Genomic DNA, 21,197 nt, shown 5'->3' with positions numbered 1-21,197 from the left:
CGCAGATCACGTCCAAAATGCGGCACCGGCCCTGCCAACAGGGCCAAGGCACTATTTTTGCTTGGCCGAGGCCTGTGCCGCCGCCAGGCGCGCGATCGGCACGCGGAACGGCGAGCAGGAGACATAGTCAAGGCCGGTTTCTTCGCAGAAGTGAATGGAAGCCGGATCGCCGCCATGTTCGCCGCAAATGCCAAGCTTGATATCCGGGCGGGTTGCCTTGCCCTTTTCCACAGCAATACGCACCAGTTCGCCGACGCCGTCCACGTCAATGGAGACGAACGGGTCCTGCTGGATGATACCCTTCATCTGATAGGTCATCAGGAAAGCGGATGCATCGTCGCGCGAAATACCGAAGGTTGTCTGGGTCAGATCGTTGGTGCCGAAGGAGAAGAACTCCGCCACCTCGGCAATCGAATGCGCACGTACCGCAGCGCGCGGCAGTTCGATCATCGTGCCGACGAGGTAATTGATCCTGATATCCGCTTCCTTCATCACGTCGGCGGCGACCGCATCGATGCGGGCCTTGACGAAATCAAGTTCGGCACGCAGGCCAACCAGCGGCACCATGATTTCCGGTTCGACCGGCGCGCCGGTGACTTCCGCCGCCTGCACGGCGGCTTCGAAAATCGCCCGCACCTGCATTTCGGCAATTTCCGGATAGGAAATGGCGAGGCGGCAGCCGCGATGGCCCAGCATCGGGTTGAATTCATGCAGGCTGTCGGTGCGCTCGCGCAGTTTCTCCGGGCTGACATTCATGACAGCAGCAACTTCCGCGATTTCCTCTTCCGTCTTCGGCAGGAATTCGTGCAGCGGCGGGTCAAGCAACCGGATCGTCACGGGAAGGCCGTTCATGATTTCGAACAGTTCCTTGAAATCGGCGCGCTGCATCGGCAACAGTTTGTCGAGCGCGGCGCGGCGGCCCTTCTCGCTGTCAGCCAGGATCATTTCGCGCATGGCGATGATGCGCTCGCCGTCAAAGAACATATGCTCGGTGCGGCAAAGACCGATGCCCTCGGCCCCGAACGAGCGCGCCATGCGCGCATCATTCGGCGTTTCGGCATTGGCACGCACCTTCATGCGGCGCGTCGTGTCGGCCCATTCCATGATCTTGGCAAAATCGCCGGAGAATTCCGGCTGCAGCATGGGAACGGCGCCCTTGAGCACCTGGCCGATACCGCCATCGATGGTGATGATGTCGCCCTTCTTCAAAAGCACGCCTGCGGCCAGCAGGGTTTCATTGCGGTAATCGACGCGCAGGGAACCAGCACCGGAGACGCAGGGCTTGCCCATGCCGCGCGCCACCACGGCCGCGTGGCTGGTCATGCCGCCGCGGGTGGTCAGGATGGCTTCGGCGGCGTGCATGCCGTGAATGTCTTCCGGGCTGGTTTCGATGCGCACGAGGATGGCCTTGCGGCCTTCCGACTTCAGCTGTTCGGCATCTTCCGACGAGAACACGATCTCACCCGTCGCCGCGCCCGGCGATGCCGGAAGCCCGCTGCCGATGACATTGCGCTTGGCCGAAGGATCGATCGTGGGATGCAGCAGCTGATCGAGCGAAGCCGGATCAATGCGCAGAACCGCTTCTTCCCGTGTGATCAGCCCTTCATTCGCCATTTCGACGGCAATTTTCAGGGCAGCCTTGGCGGTGCGCTTGCCGGATCGCGTCTGCAGCATCCACAGCTTGCCGTTCTCGATGGTGAATTCGAGATCCTGCATGTCGGTGTAATGCTTTTCCAGTCGGTCCGACACGGCGCAGAATTCGGCAAAGGCGGCCGGCATCAGCTTTTCCAGCGACGGCTTGTCGGAACCTGCAGCAATGCGCGCGTCTTCCGTGATGTTCTGCGGCGTCCTGATGCCCGCAACCACGTCTTCGCCCTGCGCATTGACGAGAAACTCGCCATAGAGCTTCTTTTCGCCGGTCGACGGATTGCGCGTGAAGGCAACGCCCGTTGCCGAACGCTCGCCCATATTGCCGAACACCATGGCCTGGATATTGACGGCCGTGCCCCAGCTTTCCGGGATGTTGTGCAGGCGGCGATAGGTGATGGCGCGCGTGTTCATCCAGCTGGAGAAAACAGCGCCGATCGCGCCCCAAAGCTGCTTTTCCGGGTCCTGCGGGAATGGCTCTTCCAGCTCTTCCTCGATCTTGGCCTTGTAAAGGTCGATGATGCCCTTCCAGTCGTCGGCCGAGAGCGCCGTATCGATCTCGACGCCGAGATTGGCCTTGGTATCCTCGAGGATTTCCTCGAAGACCGAATGGTCGAGCCCCATGACCACGTCGGAATACATCTGAATGAAACGGCGGTAGCTGTCATAGGCAAAGCGCGGATCGCCGGATTCGCGGGCGATGGCTTCCACGGTCTGATCATTGAGGCCGAGATTGAGCACGGTGTCCATCATGCCCGGCATGGAAGCGCGGGAGCCGGAACGCACGGACACCAGCAGCGGCTTGGACGGGTCGCCGAAATCGCGGCCCGTCACCGCAGCAATGTGACCGAGCGCCTTCTTGGCATCAGCTTCGAGCGTATCGGGATAGCGGTGGCCATTCTCATAGAACCAGCTGCAGACCTCGGACGTGATGGTAAATCCGGGCGGGACCGGCAGCCCGAGCGCGCACATCTCGGCCAGATTGGCCCCCTTGCCGCCCAGAAGGTTGCGATCGCCGGCAGAGCCTTCCGCCTTGCCGTCACCGAATGTGTAAACCCACTTCACCATTGCAGCCTCCCATGCCGCCGTCCACGCGCCGCAAAGCGCTGAAGAAGGTCTATTCGATAGGTTCGCGAAGCACCACCAAAAAATGCTGCATTGCACCATTCAAATCGATTAGCAGAGTAAATCCGCGTTAATCTTTGAAATCCTTCGTCATTTCAAGCTTGAAGCAGTCTGGTATCAGCTCGCCTCGCGCAGTTGCTCGGCGGTCTGGAGATCGACTGACACCAGCTGGCTGACGCCCTGTTCGGCCATGGTTACGCCAAAGAGGCGGTTCATGCGCGCCATGGTGATCGGGTTGTGGGTGATGACGACAAACCGTGTTTCAGTGGAGGCCGCCATCTCGTCCATCAGGTTGCAGAAGCGCTCGACATTGTGATCGTCGAGCGGCGCGTCCACCTCGTCCAGCACGCAGATCGGCGCCGGATTGGTCAGGAACACAGCAAAGATCAGCGCCATTGCGGTCAGGGCCTGCTCGCCGCCGGACAGCAGCGTCATGGTCTGCGGCTTCTTGCCGGGCGGGCGGGCAAGAATTTCAAGACCGGCTTCGAGCGGGTCTTCCGATTCAATCAACTGCAACTCCGCCGTGCCGCCGCCGAACAGGTGTGTGAACAGGCGCTGGAACTGCGTATTCACCACTTCGAACGCCGCGAGCAGCCGTTCGCGCCCCTCGCGATTGAGGCTCTGGATCGCCTGGCGCAGTTTCTTGACCGCCTCGATGATGTCTTCGCGCTCGCTGACAATCGCTTCGAGCCGCGCCGACAACTCTTCCTGCTCTTCCTCGGCCCGCAGGTTGACGGCACCGAGGCGCTCGCGCTCGATCTTGAGCCGTTCCAGATTGCGGTCCGTCGCATCGACATCCGGCAAGGGATCGTTGGGGCCGAGGCCGGTCAGCTTCATTGCTTCATGCGGCGCGCAATTGAGGGCTTCGGCAATGCGTGTTTCGGCGTCATGGCGGCGTTCCTGTGCCGCGGCAAGACGCTCTTCCGACCGTGCCCGGCCTTCACGCGCCGTGGCCAGCGCCTGAATGGCATCGGTGGCAGCGCGATCCAATTCCTGCTGACGCGCTTCCGCCACGGCCAGACGATCACCGGCCTCCTTGCGCAACGCTTCCGCTTGCGAGAGCTGCGACAGCAGCGCCCGGTTGCGTTCGGCAATTTCATCCGGCGCATCGACCAGATCGGCAAATTCCTCTTCCGCTTCCTGCCGCCGTTCGGTCAGGGATTCAATCTGGCGGTCGGCATTCAGCGCGCGGTCGTTCCAGCTCCTGCGTTCAAACCCGATGGACTCCAGGCGCCGCATGCGGTTCTCGGCCTCGCGACGCAAGCCTTCATGCACGGCACGTGCCTCGGCGAGCGCCGCCCGGTCGGTCATGACTTCTGCGGTCAGCTGGCTAAGGCGGATATTGACCTCTTGCAGATCCGGCGCGCGGGCCAGCCGGTCCTCTGCCTCAAGGAACTGTTCCTGTGTTTCTTCAAGCGTTTCGGCGAGGCGGGCCTTGCCCTCGTCCAAAGCGGCGCGGCGGCTGGAAAGCTGGCCGGCAGCCCGTTCGGCCGATGCAAGCGCCTCACGCGCATCGCTGACGGCGCGCTGCATGGCGCGCCAGTGATCGCGGGCCATACGCTCATTCTCGACCGACTGGCGCACGGCGGCTTCTGCCCCTGCAATCGCGGTCTCAGCCTCACGCAGGCGCTTCGTCGCTTCGACAACTTCGATATCAAGTTCGGCGAGGCGGTTTTTCTGGGCCAGACGCTGTGCCGCCGGTGTCGGTGCATCGGCGCTTGCCGTATAGCCATCCCAGCGCCACAGCGCACCGGAACGGCTGACCAGTCGCTGACCCGGCTTCAACGATGCCTGAATGCGTGCGCCGTCCGCTTCGTCAACAATGCCGATCTGGGCAAGACGGCGGGCCAGCTGGCGCGGCGCCTTGACCACACTGGCAAGGGTTTTCAATCCGGCCGGCAGTGCGGGATCATCACCGGCACCGTCCACATCACCCCAGAAAACCGGGGCGCTACGGTCGAGCGGCGCGTCGAGATCTTCACCGAGCGCCGCGCCAAGCGCGATTTCAAACCCCTTTTCCACCTTTACCGCTTCGACAACAGCGGGAAACAGGTCCGACCCGCCGACATTGATCATCTTTGCCAAGGTGCGGGCTTCAGTCTCGATGCGGTTGAGATTGCTGCGGGCATCCTGCACCGGCTGGCGCAACTGCGCTTCCGTGCGGCGCGCCGTCTCGACGGCCGCTTCCGCCGCCAGGGCGGCTTCCTCGGCCTGCTCGAGCGTTGCCTCGGCTGCTTCAACCAGCGCCTGCTTCTCGATGGGATCGGCAAGAGCCGCAATCTGCGCTGCTATCGCCGCGAGATCGCGTTCCACATCGCCCATCTGGCGGGCAAGGCGGTCACGGCGCTCTGTGCTTTCGCGCAAATTGCGCTCGATCTGCGCCCGTTCGGCGGTGGCTTCGGCGCGTTCAGCGGTTACCTTGGCAAGGGCCGCTTCGCTCTCCCGGAGCTTGGCATCGGCGCGTTCAAAATCGGCGCGGGTTGCCAGTTCGTGTTCGCCCGCATTGGCGTTGTCCTGATTGAGCGAACGCTCTTCCGCATCGAGACGCGCCAGAATATCGGCATTGTCGCGCACCATCTGCTCTTCGCGGGCGATATCGGCGGTGAGCTGGGCCAGACGCTTTTCCAGTTCCGACTGGCGGGCCCGGATGCGCTGGGCCTCTTCCTCGATCTGCGAGCGGGCGATGGTCAGGCGCTGCAGGGCCGCGGCAGCCTTGGCTTCCGCCTCACGCAGATCCGGCAGCTTGTGCGCGCCGATCGCCTGTTCCTTGGCAGCGTTCATCTGGACCTGAGCGAAATCGCCGACGCCTGATGTTGCGGCAGACAGAGCCGATTGCGCCTCGGCCTCCTGGTGTTTGGCAACAGCCCATTTCAGATGCAGGAGGATCGCTTCGGAACGGCGGATATCCGCCGACAGGCTCTTGAAGCGATTGGCCTGGCGCGATTGCCGTTTCAGGCTCTCGATCTGGGTTTCCAGCTCGCCGACGACGTCTTCCAGCCGCTCCAGATTCTGTTCTGCTGCCCGCAGGCGCAGTTCCGCCTCGTGGCGGCGGGTGTGCAGGCCGGATATGCCGGCAGCTTCTTCGAGAAGTGCCCGGCGGGCCTGCGGCTTGGCCTGGATAAGTTCGCCAATGCGGCCCTGACCGACCATGGATGGCGACCGGGCGCCGGTCGACTGGTCGGCGAACAGCAGCTGCACGTCCTTGGCGCGGGCATCCTTGCCGTTGATGCGGTAGACCGAGCCCGCCTCGCGTTCGATGCGGCGCGACACCTGCAGTTCATCGGCATCGTTGAAAGTTGCCGGGGCACTGCGGTCGTGATTATCGAGAAAGAGCGTGACTTCGGCCGTATTGCGCGACGGGCGCGTGCCGGAGCCGGAGAAAATGACGTCATCCATGCCGGATGCGCGCATGTTCTTGTAGGAGCTTTCGCCCATGACCCAGCGCAGGGCTTCCACGAGATTGGACTTGCCGCAGCCATTGGGGCCGACAACGCCGGTCAATCCGCTTTCAATGACGAATTCGGCGGGTTCGACGAAGGATTTGAAACCGAGGAGGCGGAGTTTCGTGAAGCGCATCAGAGGCCCTTCCCGCACAAAACCGCAAGGGCGGACGCGGCAAGGCGTCCGCCTGAATTCAACAGGCAGTTATCAGAGTAGACCGTCGATAATCGCTGACATTTCGTCAACCGATAGGGCTCCTGCATATTTCGTGCCGTTGATGAAGAAGGTCGGCGTAGCATTGACGCCGAAATCCTTGGCTCCGCGGTCACGCGATGCATTCACATCATCCAGAAGTTTTTGGTTCGTCAAGCAAGCGTTGAACGACTCCTGTGTAAAACCGGCCAATTTGGAGATTTGCATCAAAGGTTCTACGGCATTTGCCGATGCGGCCCACTGTTCCTGCTGTTTGAACAGCACATCGACAAGCGGATAGTAGCGGTCTTCCGGGGCGCAGCGGGCGAGCATGAAGGCAGCGGCAGCGCGCGGATCGAACGGGAATTCGCGCAGGATGAGCTTGGCCTTGCCCGTGTCGATGTACTTTTCCTTGATCGCCGGCAGCGTGGCAACGGTGAAGTGGGCGCAATGCGGGCAGGTCATCGACGCGTATTCGACGATGGTGACCGGGGCGTCGGCCTTGCCAAGCACGATATCCTTGAGAGGTCCCTGCTCCATCAGCTTGGCCTGATCGACCTTTCCAGCGGATTCCGGAATCTTGACGTCGGCGGGCGTACCGGGCAACGGCGTCGCGGCGGGCTTGGCCGCATCTTCTGACCATGCCGGGTTGCCCGCAGTCACAGCGAGCGCCGCCGTCGATACGGCCGCGAGGGTCAGAATGTTTCGGCGTGTCAGCATGTCAGTCATAAGGATCACCTGTCTCCGGTGTTGATTATGCGTTGTTTGACTCCGTAGAGCCCTATGGCAGTCTCTTTAAGGCAGAGCTTGCCATCTGTCTTTGAATTTTTCGTGATCTGAACGGGATAAAATCAGGCAGAACGTGTTTCAGCGCTTGATCTTTTCCGCGTGGATGCTTTGCCCGAGCCGTTCCAGCGCCTCGCGCAGGCTATCGTCCTCGATGGCTTCGACGACGCGACTGATCTTCCCCCTGGTTGCCGCGTCGACCGGCGGCAATGCACGCCGCTTCGGCGCGGGCAGCGTGATCGCCTTCTGCTCGATCTTGATGCGGCCGACTGCGGCAAAGCCGAGAAAGGCATTGACCCGGCTGATGATTTCACCGGTCTCGTGCTGGATGCGCATGGCGGTAAACCCCTGGCAGGCAATCACCAGTGTCGCCGGCTGGAACGGGTCGTCCTCATGCGCACGGCGTGGCCACAGCAGCTTCAGCGGGCGGGACTGGTCACCAAGAGCGGGGCCAACCACTTCTTCCCAAGCCTGAACAAGCTCTATAGTGATCCCGGCGCGCTTGCGCAGGACAGGATCGAGCACGCCCGATGCGGGATCGGCCAATGGCCGGAATCCCCTTTGCTTGCGGTCATCGCTCATGGTGCAAACTGCCTTGCATGTCCGGAATGGAAGCGTCAGCGGCCATTATAGCCGCGAAACCATTCGACAAACAGGGGAATACCCTCCTCCAGCGTCGTCTTCGGGCAGAAGCCGAGATCACGCGTGGCAAGGTCGATGTCGGCATAGGTGCGCTCGACATCCGCCGGGGGCATTGGCTCGAACTTTTTGACGGCTTCGCGTCCCACAGCCTGCTCGATGATTTCGATAAAGCGCAGCAGCGCCACCGGATTGTTGTTGCCGAGATTGTAGACCGGTGCAGTTTCCGCCGGATTGGACAGGATGCGGTTCACCGCACCAAGCACGCCGCTGACAATATCATCGATGAAGGTGAAATCGCGCGCCATCTTGCCGTGATTATAGACCTTGATCGGCTCGCCCTTTGAAATGGCGTCCGTGAACAGCCAGGGCGCCATGTCAGGACGGCCATAGGGGCCATAGACCGTGAAGAAGCGCAGGCCGGTCGAAGCGATCTTGTGGACATGCGCATAGGAATAGGCCAGCAGTTCAGCGGAGCGCTTTGTCGCCGCATAGACGGACACCGGATTGTTGACCGGATCGCTCTCGGAAAACGGCACCTTGGTATTGGCGCCGTAAACCGACGACGAGCTTGCATAGACGACCGGCGGCTGCTTCGGCATCACGCGGGCCTGTTCAAACACAGTCACCTGTCCCTGAACATTGGCATCGACATAGGCGGCGGGATTTTCGACGGAGTAGCGCACACCCGCCTGAGCCGCCAGATGCACGATGACATCGGCATCCATGTCGCCGGCAATCGCGGCACGCAATTCCTCGGGCCTGGCAATATTGGCGCGGGCAAAACGGATATTGGACTGGCCATCGAGCGCCGACAGGCGGGTCTCCTTGAGGGCCACCTGATAATAGTCATTGAGGTTGTCGATGGCGATGACCTCAAAGCCTTCCCTGGCGAGCCGCCTTGCCACGTGAAAGCCGATAAAGCCTGCCGCTCCGGTAACAATCGCTTTCATGTCAGAACTTTATCCCCAACCCATTGTCATGCCGCTAGTGCGGCTTTGTCTTGTTCGGCGCGGTCCGCGATTTCCCGCACCGACAGATAGGGCGTCGGACCGGAAATCGTGCAAATGAGCAGCGTCACGTAGATGAAGACCGCGTCGGTCGCGTCGTGCCCGAACATGATGCCAAACATTCCCGTGATCACATAAGCCGTCACGAGCAGCAAGGAAAGCGCCGTCGTCAAATCCCGCCCGGGTCCGGGTTCCTTCAGGCGCGCGGCGACGATGGGGGCCGACAGCAGCAGAAGCAGCGCCAGAACCCCCAGCACCCCGCCATCGACTGCCGCATTCAAAAAGCCGTTATGGACATGCGTGAACAGCATGTACTTCTCGGGAGGCAGATCCAAAGCCCTGTTGACCGACTGCATGCGGTTTTGCGGGCCCTGTCCGACAAACGGTGACGCGAGAAATGCCTTTTCAGCCCCGCTCCACAGCAGGAGCCGGGCACTCAGCGAGCTGATGTCGTTGGGATCTTCGTCCAGCCGCACGATGTCGGTTTGCAACGCGCTGTAGCGGTCCATGACCTTCGGGACTGCCGCAAGAGCCACGACCACGAGCAAAAGCGCCATCAATAATTTAACGGTTCGATTGATCGAGGGCAGTGTCTGGCCGCGCAGGTACCAGAACAGGATGGCGCAGTGAAACGGGATGACGAGCCAGGCCGACCGGGTGCCGGAAAGGAACACGCAGACCAGCCCGCAGGTGAAGCCTGCAACCGCAATCAGCCGTTCGGTTTTGCTTTGTGAGTGGACATTGAGCAGGGCGATGCTGCCGAACAGCACGGCGAACAGCCCGAAAACCGCAGCGTTGCCCGCACCGCCGGTGGCCCGGCTCTCATGCAGGAGCATCTGGACCACGCTGTAAATCAGGGCGCCGATCATTCCGATGCCCGCTCCGGTCACGAAGAACGGACCGATACGTCCGTCGAGACTCACCCTCAGCCTGGGGATAATGGCCCAGACCGCCAGGAACGGGATCATCTTCAAGAGATATTCAGCACCCTTCGCCAGATTCGGGCTGAGAAGCACGACGAGAACCGTCACCAAGACATAGGCGGTAAAAATCCAGCCGATGATGCGGTCCTGGCGCGTCATCTGCCAGGGAAAGCGCCGCAGGACCAGGGAAATTATCGCCCAAAGGAAGGCGCAAACCAGCGTTACCGAGGTTCCGCTGACCAGCAAGCCGGGGAAAAGTGCAAACAGGAAAGTGAAGATGCGATTGTTGCGATCAATACCGACGAGACGCCCTTTTGTGGGTAGCAGCAGGGCGTTGGTCAACTGAGCTGGGAACATTTATGAATCCGAATGTTCTTGAATTTACTTTCGCAACCGTTTCATGAGAAATGTCACTTCACTTCCCTGTAAAGCAGTTTTGAATTGATGCAACCAATAACGAATGAACTGCTCGCCTGGTATGATAGCCATCATCGCATTTTACCCTGGCGCATAACGCCGGGGGATCACAAGTCCGGAATTGTAGCTAATCCCTACCGCATCTGGCTGTCGGAAATCATGCTTCAGCAGACGACGGTCGAGGCGGTAAAACCCTATTTCCTGACCTTCATACGCAAGTGGCCAACGGTCATGGACCTGGCTGCCGCCAGCCAGGATGACGTGATGCGCGCCTGGGCCGGGCTTGGCTATTATTCCCGGGCGCGCAACCTGAAAAAGTGTGCCGATATCGTGGCAGCGGACTTCGGCGGGCATTTTCCCGCCGATCTTGCCGGGCTCAAATCATTGCCGGGAATCGGCGACTATACGGCGGCGGCCATCGCATCCATTGCCTTCGGCATGCCGATTGCCGTTGTCGACGGCAATGTCGAGCGTGTCATCACGCGCCTCTATGCCCTGTCGACGCCCCTGCCCGCGGCGAAGCCCGAGATCCGGCGGCTGATGCAGCTGCTGACCCCCGACAAACGGCCGGGTGATTTTGCGCAGGCGATGATGGACCTCGGCGCAACCATCTGCACGCCCAAGCGGCCGGCCTGCGTGATCTGCCCCCTCAACGACAATTGCGAGGCCCTGAAAACCACGGACCCGGAGTTTTTCCCGGTGAAGGCGCCCAAAAAGGAAAAGCCAATTCGGCTGGGCGCGGCGTTCATCGCCGTTTCCACCAATGGTGAAGTCTATCTGCGCGGACGGGCTCAAACGGGATTGCTTGGCGGCATGACCGAGGTGCCGACGACGGAGTGGAACTCCCGAATCGATGGTGAAACGGGTATCGATGCGGCTCCCTTTGATGCCGAATGGGTGCCCAGCGGCACGATAACCCATATTTTCACGCATTTTGAGCTGCGCCTGACGATCTACGCGGCCCGGAACGTGCGCAAGCCGGCCGGCACGGATGGCTGGTGGATCAGCGTGGAGAAACTGGACAATGAGGCATTGCCGACGGTGATGAAAAAAGCCATTGCTGCCGCAATACCGGATGCTTTCGAGAAAAGAAGGAAAGAGGCATGACACCCGTCAAACACATCGTTTTCGACATCGGACAGGTTCTTATTCACTATGATCCCGATGTTGCTCTCCGCAGTGTCATCCCGGATGCGGCCGAGCGCAAATGGTTCTTCGACAACGTCTGCACCCACGAGTGGAACATCGAACAGGATCGCGGCCGCAAATGGGCCGATGCCGAAGCGCTGCTGATCGCTGATTTTCCCGACCGCGAACACCAGATCCGCGCCTTCCGGCAGAACTGGCACCAGATGATCACCCATAGCATCGACGACAGTGTCGTCATCATGCGCCAGCTGATCGCCGACGGGCACGATGTGACGATGCTGACGAATTTCGCCTCAGATACGCTGCGCGAAGCCTGGCAGCGCTTCCCGTTCCTGACGGAAAGCCGCGGCGTGACCATCTCCGGCGATATCGGCCTGATCAAGCCTGACAAGGCAATCTATAACCATCACGTCGCAACATTCGGCGTGGATCCCGCCGCCACGCTTTTCATCGATGACAGCGCCAAGAATGTCGCCGGGGCGCAGGCTGCCGGATGGCAGTCGGTGCAGTTCATCGATCCGCAAACGCTGCGCGCTGACCTCAACCGCCTCGGCATCCGCGTCTGATCCGCTGCACACAACGAAACGCCCAAGGTGAACCTTGGGCGTTTCGGGATCAGAGCGGTACTGGAGGTCTCGTCCGATCGGATTGGGATTTACACGCCGGCGGAAACCATTCCGTCGCGGACCTGCTTGCGCAGTTCGTCGATCGGCTTGAGCTTGCCGTCTTCCTCATAGTGCCAGAACGTCCAGCCGTTGCAGGCATCAAAGCCCTGCACCTTGGCGCCCATACGGTGGATCGAACCCGCATCGCCATTGCTGGCAACGGTTCCGTCAGCGCGCACGATGGCCGCATGCCGCTGGCGAATGTCGCTCAAGACGACGCCGGGCTTCAAGAGCCCTGCTTCGACGATGCTGCCGAAGGCAACACGCGGCTCGGCCCGCTTGCCGGTCATCACCTTGAGTTCGGCGCCGCCCAGCTCCTCGACCGAGGCAATCCGGCTCATCGCCGCGTCGATGTATTTCTGTTCCCGTTCAACGCCGACAAAATGGCGGCCCAGACGTTTGGCGACCGCGCCTGTTGTTCCCGACCCGAAGAATGGATCGAGAATGATGTCGCCGGGTTTGGACGAAGCCATGAGAATACGGGCCAGGAGGGCTTCCGGCTTCTGTGTCGGGTGGATCTTGTCGCCATTCTCATCTTTCAGACGCTCCGCACCGGTGCAAATGGGAAACAGCCAGTCGGACCGCATCTGCAAATCGTCATTGGCAGCCTTCATCGCTTCATAGTTGAAGGTGTAGCCCTTGCCCTTCTGGTCACGCGACGCCCAGATCATGGTTTCATGCGCGTTCTGGAAACGGCGGCCACGGAAATTCGGCATGGGGTTGTTCTTGCGCCAGATGATGTCGTTGAGCATCCAGAATCCGAGATCCTGCATGGTGGCGCCAACGCGGAAGATATTGTGATAGGAGCCGATGACCCAGATGGTGCCGTTCGGCTTCAGGACGCGGCGGCAGGCAAGCAGCCAGGCGCGCGTGAAGGCATCATACGCCTGGAAACTGTCGAACTGGTCCCAATGATCATCAACAGCATCGACCTTTGACTGGTCCGGGCGATGCAGATCGCCGTCAAGCTGCAGATTGTAGGGCGGATCGGCAAAGATGACATCGATCGAATGATCGGGAAGACGATTGAGGGCGGCAACACAGTCGCCTTTGAGGATCGTGTCGAGCCAGGAGGATTGCGGTGCAGCCTGGGGCAGGTCATTGACGAGACGAACAACGGACATGGGATACTCGATTACTGGAGACGCGTTACTGAACTGACCTTATGGTTACCGAGCAGGGTAAACATCGCGTTAAGGCCGACAGATATCCGTGAATGAAAACAATGCGCTTTTCTTTGACGCATCGCCAATAAGAGTGTAGTCGATGCCGGTAATCCCCCAGACTTGACCCAAAGCTGCGCGATGCAGCCATTTTTCACGAACAGGTATGACGTAATGGAACCCCAGCTGATTATTTTCGACTGCGATGGCGTGCTCGTCGATTCAGAGATATTGGCCGCCGAAGTCGAATCGAAACTGTTGACGGAGTCGGGCTATCCGATTGAAGCCGAGGCTATCGCCGAGCGCTTTGCCGGACTGACCTGGACCGACATCCTCATTCAGGTGGAGAAAGAATCGGGTGTCCCGATTTCCGCGTCGCTGATCGAGGAATCCGCCCGTCAGATGGACCACAAGCTGCGCCATGAACTGAATGTCATCGAGGGTATCGAACCGGTCGTCGCCGCGCTCAAATATCCCAAATGCATTGCCTCGAACTCGACCAGCGCTTCGCTGAAGATGATGCTGGAGCAAAGCTCGCTCTACGAGCTCTTCGCTCCCAATATTTTCTCGGCGCGCGAAGTGGGAACCCGGAAATCAAAGCCGGCGCCGGATGTCTACATCTACGCCGCCAAGCATTTCAATGTCGATCCTGCCCGCTGCATCGTGATCGAAGACTCCGCGCACGGCGTGCATGCGGCGGTGACCGCAGGCATGCGGGTTATCGGCTTTACCGGCGGCGCCCATACCTATCCGGGCCACGCGGACAAGCTGACCGATGCCGGCGCTGAAACCGTCATCAGCCGCCACCGCGACCTCCCCGCCGTTATCGAGGCCATGGCCGTCTGGTCCGAAGCCGTCTAGGATCAGCTGATCCGGCAAAAACTGAGGTGCGTGGTTCGACAAGCTCACCATGAGGAGGGTAAGGGTTGCAGGGAGCACTATTCTGCAACCTTAGCGATTGGCATTGCAGCCAAACCACTTCCCTCATGGTGAGCTTGTCGAACCACGCACCACAGATTTCTGCCATTCAAACAAAACAAAAGGCACCGCCAAAGCGGTGCCTTTTTCATGAAGCCGGCTGCGCCAGCCTTGTTTTTACTTCTTCTTTTTCGTCTTGGTCTTTGCCTGGGAATCATCCGGGCCTTCGTCAAATCCGATGAAGACCTGAATGTCCTTCGCCGTCGGCGTCGGGAAGCTGACGTTGGGGTCGTTGAAAATGAACTGCGATGCGGCCGAGGTATCGGTCGCCGAAATCGGCTGCCGGTAGAGCTTGGAATACAGCACATTCGATCCCTGCATGACAGCAACACGGATCGGCATGGTCAGCGTGCCGGGGCTGAATTTCGGGCCGGGAACGACCTTGCCGGAAATGGCGACATTCATCCCGAGCGCGCCGCCGTTGCGCTGGCAGGAGCGCGTCTCGTCGGCGATCGATGCCTGATAGATCAGGTTTTCCGGTGCCTTTGGCGCCTTGCCGTAATTGTTAAAGATGGCTGTTCCCTCACGGATCGTCACCGGCGGGCAATAGGCGGTCAGTTCCGTTGCGGTGATACGCGCCTGCGCTTCCTGTACTGCCGGATCCTTCGATGCATCCTTGGCACCGCTGGTGGAGCATCCCGCAAGACCCACAGCGAAAATCATGCCGCAAAGTTGATAGAAGGGCAGAGATTTATGTGTTTCTGACTTCATGAACTGAACTTTCCTTGACGAACGGACCTGTTCTATACCAACGGTGAGGTAAGAATGCGACGGTGCTTTCCAGCTTTCTGCCACAGGAGTTGGCTGGCTCGCAAGCGCGGTACAAAAGGCGAATGATATGAAATATGCAAGCACTCGCGGAGAAGCGCCGGTTTTGGGCTTTTCCGATGCCCTTCTGGCTGGTCTGGCGCGCGATGGCGGCCTTTATCTGCCTCAGGAGTTTCCACAGTTTTCCCCTGAAGAGATTCGCGCCTTGCGCGGCAAGAGCTACGAAGAGGTGGCAATCCGCGTCCTCACCCCGTTCATTGCCGGCGATATCGATCAGGCGGATTTCGAGCGCATGGTGCATGAAGCCTACGCAACGTTCCGCCACAAGGCGGTCTGCCCGCTGATCCAGACCGGCCACAATGAATTCGTCCTTGAACTTTTCCATGGCCCCACCCTTGCATTCAAGGATGTCGCCATGCAGCTGCTCGCCCGGCTGATGGACTACATCCTTGCCAAACGCGACCAGCGCGCGACCATTGTCGGCGCCACATCAGGCGACACGGGCGGCGCGGCCATCGAAGCCTTCGCCAATCGTGACCGCACGGACATCTTCATCCTGTTCCCGCACAACCGCGTCTCGCCGGTGCAGCAGCGGCAGATGACGACATCGGCAGCGTCCAACGTGCATGCTCTGGCCATCGAGGGCAACTTCGACGACTGCCAGTCGCTGGTCAAAGGCATGTTCAACGACCTGAACTTCCGCGACTCCCTGTCGTTGTCGGGCGTCAACTCGATCAACTGGGCGCGCATCATGCCGCAGATCGTTTATTACTTCACCGCGGCGGTTGCCCTCGGCAGTCCGGACCGGCCGGTTTCCTTCACGGTCCCGACCGGCAATTTCGGCGATATTTTTGCCGGCTATGTCGCCAAGCGCATGGGTCTTCCCATCGACCGGCTGGTGATCGCAACCAACGATAACGATATTTTGACCCGGACAATCGAGACGGGAAAATATGAAACACGCGGCGTCTTCCACACCACCTCGCCGTCCATGGACATTCAGGTTTCGTCGAATTTCGAACGCCTGCTATTTGAGGCGCATGGCCGCGATGCCGCAGCGGTTCGCCGCCTGATGGACGGTCTGAAGCAGTCCGGCAGCTTTACCATTGCCGACGCGCCGCTTGCGAAAATCCGCAGCGAATTCGATGCGGGACGCTCAACCACTGCGGATACCGCCCTTGTGATCAAGGATGTTCTGGCACAATCGGGCTACCTGCTCGATCCGCATTCCGCCATCGGCCTGAAGGTCGCACGCGAAAAAGTCGGCGCCGGCGTACCCAGCATTGTTCTCGCGACGGCGCATCCGGCCAAATTTCCCGATGCGGTGGAAGCCGCAAGCGGCATTCATCCGGCGCTTCCGCTCTGGCTCGGCGACCTCATGCAGCGAAAAGAACAGTATACGGTACTTCCCAATGACCTTAGAAATGTGGAAGAGTATGTCAGCCGACGTTCAAGAGCGGCAAGGTAAGGAGCATTGAATGGGCGTTGAAATCAGTCGCCTCTCCAACGGTCTGACGATTGCGACAGAGACAATGCCGCATGTGGAGAGTGTAGCCCTTGGCATCTGGGTCAAGGCAGGATCACGTAACGAGGCGAGCAATCAGCACGGTATTGCCCATCTTCTGGAACATATGGCCTTCAAGGGAACGGAAAATCGCTCCGCCTGGAAAATAGCCGCCGATATCGAGGATGTGGGCGGCGAGATCAACGCCGCCACCAGTGTTGAAACAACATCCTTCTATGCCCGCGTCCTGCGCGATGACATGCCGCTGGCCATCGATATTCTCGCCGACATTCTCAACAGCTCCAAATTTGACGCGGAAGAGCTGGAACGCGAGAAGAACGTGATCATGCAGGAGATCGGCGCGGCGCATGACACGCCCGACGACGTGGTCTTCGACCGCTTCACCGAAACCGCCTTCCGCAATCAGACGATCGGGCGCACCATTCTCGGCACGCCGGAAACCGTCCAGTCCTTTTCATCGGCCGATCTGCGCCGCTATATGGATGACCAGTACAGCGCCGAGCGCATGGTTGTTGTCGCGGCCGGCGGCGTCAAGCACGACGACTTCGTCCGGGAAGTGGAAAGCCGCCTTGGCTCTTTCCGGGCAAAGACGACGGCACCGGAACCCGATGTCGCCCATTATGTCGGCGGAGACTTCCGCGAGCAGCGCGACCTGATGGATGCGCAGGTCGTTCTCGGCTTCGAAGGCCGCGCCTATCACGTGCGCGATTTCTATGCCTCGCAGCTCCTTGCCATGATTCTTGGCGGCGGCATGTCCTCGCGGCTGTTTCAGGAAGTGCGGGAAAAGCGCGGGCTGTGCTATTCGGTCTATGCCTTCCATTGGGGTTTTTCCGACACCGGCGTTTTCGGCATCCATGCCGCGACCGGACGCAGTCACCTGAAGAAGCTCGTCCCCGTCATCATCAACGAACTGCACGAAGCGGCCCGCAACATCGGGCAGGACGAATTGAACCGCGCGCGGGCGCAGTACCGCGCCAGCCTGCTGATGTCGCATGAGAGCGCGGCAAGCCGGGCCGGACAGATTGCCCGCCAGATGCTGCTCTACGGCCATGCCGTTTCCACCGAGGAACTGGTGGAGCGCCTGTCCAAGATCACCACGGAACGCCTGACCGATCTTGCCGGGCGGCTGTTCATCGACGCATCGCCGACTTTGGCTGCCGTTGGTCCAATCGCCCCCTTGATGAAGTTCCCTGATATTCGACATGGGCTGGCAACGGCAACGCCGAGCCCACGAAAAATAGCGGTCTAGAGCGTCAACGGCACATCGCCATGATCGCCCTGCCCTTCCTGAAAAGCGCTTCGCCCTTGCTGCAGGGCGAACGGCTTTATCTGCGCCCTCCACAGGTTTCCGATTATCGGGCCTGGGCAAATTTGCGCGCAACGAGCCGGGATTTCCTTGCACCATGGGAACCGCTGTGGGCCGATGACGATCTGGAACGCAGCGCATTCCGCCACCGGATTCGGCACTATGACGACGAGGCGGCAGCGGGAACGGCGCATCCCTTCTTTCTTTTCCACAATTCAGATTCCCGCCTTCTCGGCGGCATCACGCTTGGCAACATCCGGCGGGGTGTCGGTCAAAACGGCATGATTGGTTACTGGATGGGTGCGCCCTATGCCGGTCAGGGCTATATGAGCGAAGCGCTGCGCCTGCTGATATCCCACGCTTTTACCAAAGTCCGGTTGCACCGGCTGGAAGCCGCCTGTATTCCAAGCAATGAAAGATCGATCCGCCTTCTCGAAAAAGCCGGATTTCAGAGGGAAGGACTGCTACGCTCCTACCTGAAAATAAATGGTACGTGGCAAGACCATCTGCTCTTCTCGCTCATAGAAGACGATGTGCGCGCCAAATAACGAAGGTTGAATTCGTGGCATCATTGACCGGACACATGCTGAAAGGCCTATCGAGGATTTTTGTCCTCCTCTTTTTGATGATGTCCATGCTGTCGGCTGCCAGCGCCTTTGAAACCATCAAGATCACCAAGGAAAGCACTGCACTCGATCTGTCCAAGGCCGTGGAGATTTACCGGAACCAGGGCGAGACCTTCCAGATTTCCACGGCGCCCGGTACTGACGGCATTGTCCGCCGCATCGAGGTGCAGGCCAATGACAGCCGCTCGACAGGCGACTGGGCGGCCTTCTCCCTGGCCAATCCCACCGATGAACAGATCGACCGCCTGATCGTCGCGCCGCATTTCCGCCTGGTCGGATCGGGCTTCATCTGGCCGGATCTCGGCTCGACGCGCATCACCTCCATCACCCCCAGTGAGGGCTTTGCCCTCGACAGGCAGGCCAGCGAAGACGCCGATATTTTCCTGGTCACGCTCAATCCGGGCTCGGTCATCACCTTCGTCGCCGAACTCGCCTCGCCCAACCTGCCGCAGGTCTATGTGTGGGAGCCGAATGCCTACAAGGACACGGTCAATTCCTACACGCTTTATCGCGGCATCCTGCTCGGTATTGCCGGGCTTCTCGCGCTGTTCCTGACCATTCTTTTTGTCGTCAAGGGAACATCGCTTTTTCCGGCGACCGCAGCCATGGCCTGGGCGGTTCTTGCCTATATCTGCGTGGATTTCGGCTTCTGGAACAAGCTGATCGAGATCACGCCCGGCAACGAACAGGTCTGGCGGGCGGGCACCGAAGTGGCGCTTGCGGCGACGCTGGTGATCTTTCTCTTCACCTATCTCAATCTCAACCGCTGGCACGACAATTTCAGCTACGGCGCGCTGACCTGGATTCTGGGTCTCGGCATTCTCTCCGGCGTGGCCATCTTCGATCCGCCCATCGCGTCCGGCATTGCGCGCTTTTCCTTTGCCCTGACGGTCATCGCCGGCATCGTCCTCATCGGCTTCTTTTCATTCCGAAGTTACGACCGGGCGATCATGCTCATACCGACCTGGCTGCTCCTGCTTGTCTGGCTGCTGGGAAGCTGGCTGACCGTCTCCGGCATTCTTGCCAATGACATCGTCCAGCCGGCACTCGGCGGCGGCCTCGTGCTGATCGTCCTCCTCATCGGGTTCACGGTGATGCAGCACGCCTTTTCCGGCGGCGCCCTGCAGCAGGGGCTGTTCTCCGACGTGGAGCGGCAGGCGCTGGCCATCATCGGTTCCGGCGACATCGTCTGGGACTGGGACGTGCCGCGCGACCGCGTCGTCACGACGCCGGACCTTACCAATTTCCTCGGCGCTTCGGCGAGCTCGCTGCACGGCGCCGTGCGCAACTGGCTGCCAACGCTGCATGCCGATGACCGCGACCGTTTCCGCACCACGCTCGACGTCATTCTGGAAAACCGCCGCGGCCGCATCTCACAGACCTTCCGCCTGCGCGCCAATGACGGCCACTACTACTGGTACACGCTGAAAGCCCGCCCGGTGATCGGTTCCGACGGTGAGATTGTCCGCTGCGTCGGCACCCTCATCGATGTGACCGAGCAGAAAAAGGCAGAAGAACGCCTGCTGCACGACGCGGTCCACGACAATCTGACCGGCCTGCCCAACCGCGAACTGTTCCTCGACCGCCTCGGCTCCGTCATCACCATGGCACAGACCGAAAGCAAGATCCGCCCGACCGTGTTCATCATCGACATCGACCGCTTCAAGCAGGTCAATGACGGGCTCGGCATGTCGGCAGGCGATACGTTCCTTCTGACCGTCTCGCGGCGCCTGCATCGCCTTTTGCGGCCGCAGGACACGTTGAGCCGTCTCTCCGCCGATCAGTTCGGCCTTATCCTGGTATCGGAAGTCGAGCCGGCGCGCATCGCCGCCTTTGCCGAAGCCGTCAAACAGGCCATCCGCGCGCCCATTGCCTTCGCCAAGCGCGAAATCGTCCTGACCGCATCGCTTGGCCTGATCACCTGGACCAGCGGCAGCACGGCCTCTCCGGAAGATCTCGTGAAGGACGCCGAGCTTGCCATGTTCCAGGCGAAACGCTTTGGCGGCGACCGGATCGAACCCTTCCGTCCGGCGTTCCGGGCGGTGGGCAGCGACAAGCTGCAGCTCGAATCCGACCTGCGCCGCGCGCTCGAGCGCCACGAAATCCACATTGCCTATCAGCCGATCGTGCGGCTGGAGGACAACACCATTGCCGGTTTTGAAGCCCTGATGCGCTGGGATCACCCGCGCCGCGGCTCGATACCGCCATCCGAATTCATCCCGATTGCCGAAAGCTCGGGGCTGATCGTGCAGCTTGGCCTGTTCGTCATGCAGCATGCGGCGGAAGACCTCGTCAATTGGCAGCGCACCATCGGCGCCACGCCGCTGTTTGTCTCGGTGAACATATCGAGCAGCCAGCTGATCCGTCAGGATCTCATCGACGATGTGCGCTCCGTGCTGACCCAGACACAGATCGATCCGGCCAGCCTGAAACTGGAACTGACGGAATCCCTGATGATGGAGAATCCCGAGCGGTCCGCGCATGTTCTCTCCAGCATCAAGGCCATGGGCGTCGGCGTATCGCTGGATGATTTCGGAACGGGCTATTCATCCCTCTCCTACCTCACCTCGTTCCCCTTCGACATGATCAAGATCGACCGGTCATTCCTCAAGGCCGAACAGCCGCAGAAAGTCACGCTGCTGCGCTCGATGATCAGCATGGCGCATGACCTTGGACTGTCGGTTGTGACGGAAGGGATCGAGAATGAGAGCGACGCGCTGCAATTGCGCCAGATGGGCTGCGAATACGCCCAGAGCTTCATGTTCAGCCCGCCGCTGACGCTCGATGTCGCGACAAAGCTGCTGCGCGAGCAGTTCCAGCAGTCAAAGGCATCGTAG

Annotated in this window: 15 protein-coding genes; 7 read left to right on the top strand and 8 right to left on the bottom strand. The window is 60.3% G+C overall.

Annotation, left to right across the window (positions count from 1 at the left end; genetic code table 11):
- Positions 1 to 51 precede the first annotated feature (51 nt).
- The 6 genes from ppdK to ACZ5FP_RS07900 all read right to left on the bottom strand — a co-directional run bounded on the left by ppdK (position 52) and on the right by ACZ5FP_RS07900 (position 10,120).
- Positions 52 to 2,715: a pyruvate, phosphate dikinase gene (gene ppdK, locus ACZ5FP_RS07925; protein WP_464662940.1), complete on the bottom strand. Its 2,664-nt coding sequence runs from the start codon at positions 2,713 to 2,715 to the stop codon at positions 52 to 54.
- A gap of 174 nt (positions 2,716 to 2,889) precedes the next feature.
- The gene (smc, locus tag ACZ5FP_RS07920; RefSeq protein WP_464662939.1) at positions 2,890 to 6,348 is read right to left on the bottom strand and encodes a chromosome segregation protein SMC; all 3,459 of its coding nucleotides are present in this window, start codon (positions 6,346 to 6,348) and stop codon (positions 2,890 to 2,892) included.
- A 72-nt stretch (positions 6,349 to 6,420) separates the two neighbouring features.
- Positions 6,421 to 7,134, bottom strand: coding sequence for a DsbA family protein (locus ACZ5FP_RS07915; protein ID WP_464662938.1), 714 nt, complete (start codon positions 7,132 to 7,134; stop codon positions 6,421 to 6,423).
- Between the two features lie 138 nt (positions 7,135 to 7,272).
- Positions 7,273 to 7,773 (bottom strand): DUF721 domain-containing protein, encoded by a 501-nt coding sequence (locus ACZ5FP_RS07910; protein ID WP_223611516.1) that lies wholly within the window; start codon positions 7,771 to 7,773, stop codon positions 7,273 to 7,275.
- A gap of 35 nt (positions 7,774 to 7,808) precedes the next feature.
- Entirely contained in the window at positions 7,809 to 8,783 is a 975-nt protein-coding gene (locus ACZ5FP_RS07905) for an SDR family NAD(P)-dependent oxidoreductase (RefSeq protein WP_464662937.1), read from the bottom strand.
- Positions 8,784 to 8,809: 26 nt separating this feature from the next.
- Positions 8,810 to 10,120 carry an O-antigen ligase family protein gene (locus ACZ5FP_RS07900; protein WP_464662936.1) on the bottom strand — a complete coding sequence of 437 codons (1,311 nt, stop codon included), beginning with the start codon at positions 10,118 to 10,120 and terminating at the stop codon, positions 8,810 to 8,812.
- A gap of 87 nt (positions 10,121 to 10,207) precedes the next feature.
- Between ACZ5FP_RS07900 and mutY the strand changes: the two genes are divergently transcribed.
- Entirely contained in the window at positions 10,208 to 11,287 is a 1,080-nt protein-coding gene (mutY, locus tag ACZ5FP_RS07895) for an A/G-specific adenine glycosylase (protein ID WP_464662935.1), read from the top strand.
- The gene (locus ACZ5FP_RS07890; protein ID WP_464662934.1) at positions 11,284 to 11,895 is read left to right on the top strand and encodes an HAD family hydrolase; all 612 of its coding nucleotides are present in this window, start codon (positions 11,284 to 11,286) and stop codon (positions 11,893 to 11,895) included. The genes mutY and ACZ5FP_RS07890 overlap by 4 nt, the downstream gene beginning before the upstream one ends.
- 89 nt (positions 11,896 to 11,984) lie before the next feature.
- Here ACZ5FP_RS07890 and ACZ5FP_RS07885 read toward each other — a convergent pair whose 3' ends face one another.
- A complete protein-coding gene (locus tag ACZ5FP_RS07885) occupies positions 11,985 to 13,118 on the bottom strand; it encodes a DNA methyltransferase (protein WP_464662933.1) in 1,134 nt (377 codons plus the stop codon).
- 213 nt (positions 13,119 to 13,331) lie between these two features.
- Here ACZ5FP_RS07885 and ACZ5FP_RS07880 point away from each other — a divergent pair, with 213 nt between their 5' ends.
- Entirely contained in the window at positions 13,332 to 14,018 is a 687-nt protein-coding gene (locus tag ACZ5FP_RS07880; protein WP_223611522.1) for an HAD family hydrolase, read from the top strand.
- 234 nt (positions 14,019 to 14,252) lie between these two features.
- Here ACZ5FP_RS07880 and ACZ5FP_RS07875 read toward each other — a convergent pair whose 3' ends face one another.
- On the bottom strand, positions 14,253 to 14,846 hold the full coding sequence (locus tag ACZ5FP_RS07875) for a hypothetical protein (protein WP_223611523.1): 594 nt from the start codon (positions 14,844 to 14,846) through the stop codon (positions 14,253 to 14,255).
- 127 nt (positions 14,847 to 14,973) lie between these two features.
- Here ACZ5FP_RS07875 and thrC point away from each other — a divergent pair, with 127 nt between their 5' ends.
- The 4 genes from thrC to ACZ5FP_RS07855 are packed head-to-tail and all read left to right on the top strand — an operon-like array spanning position 14,974 to position 21,197.
- Complete coding sequence (thrC, locus tag ACZ5FP_RS07870; RefSeq protein WP_464662932.1) at positions 14,974 to 16,371, top strand: threonine synthase; 1,398 nt, start codon at positions 14,974 to 14,976, stop codon at positions 16,369 to 16,371.
- Positions 16,372 to 16,381: 10 nt separating this feature from the next.
- Positions 16,382 to 17,677 carry a M16 family metallopeptidase gene (locus ACZ5FP_RS07865; RefSeq protein ID WP_464662931.1) on the top strand — a complete coding sequence of 432 codons (1,296 nt, stop codon included), beginning with the start codon at positions 16,382 to 16,384 and terminating at the stop codon, positions 17,675 to 17,677.
- Positions 17,678 to 17,697: 20 nt separating this feature from the next.
- Entirely contained in the window at positions 17,698 to 18,282 is a 585-nt protein-coding gene (locus ACZ5FP_RS07860) for a GNAT family N-acetyltransferase (protein ID WP_426137223.1), read from the top strand.
- Positions 18,283 to 18,317: 35 nt separating this feature from the next.
- The gene (locus ACZ5FP_RS07855) at positions 18,318 to 21,197 is read left to right on the top strand and encodes an EAL domain-containing protein (RefSeq protein WP_223612378.1); all 2,880 of its coding nucleotides are present in this window, start codon (positions 18,318 to 18,320) and stop codon (positions 21,195 to 21,197) included.

The sequence above is a fragment of the Phyllobacterium sp. T2-21 genome (assembly GCF_055378485.1).
This window is presented reverse-complemented; position numbering and strand designations above follow the sequence as displayed.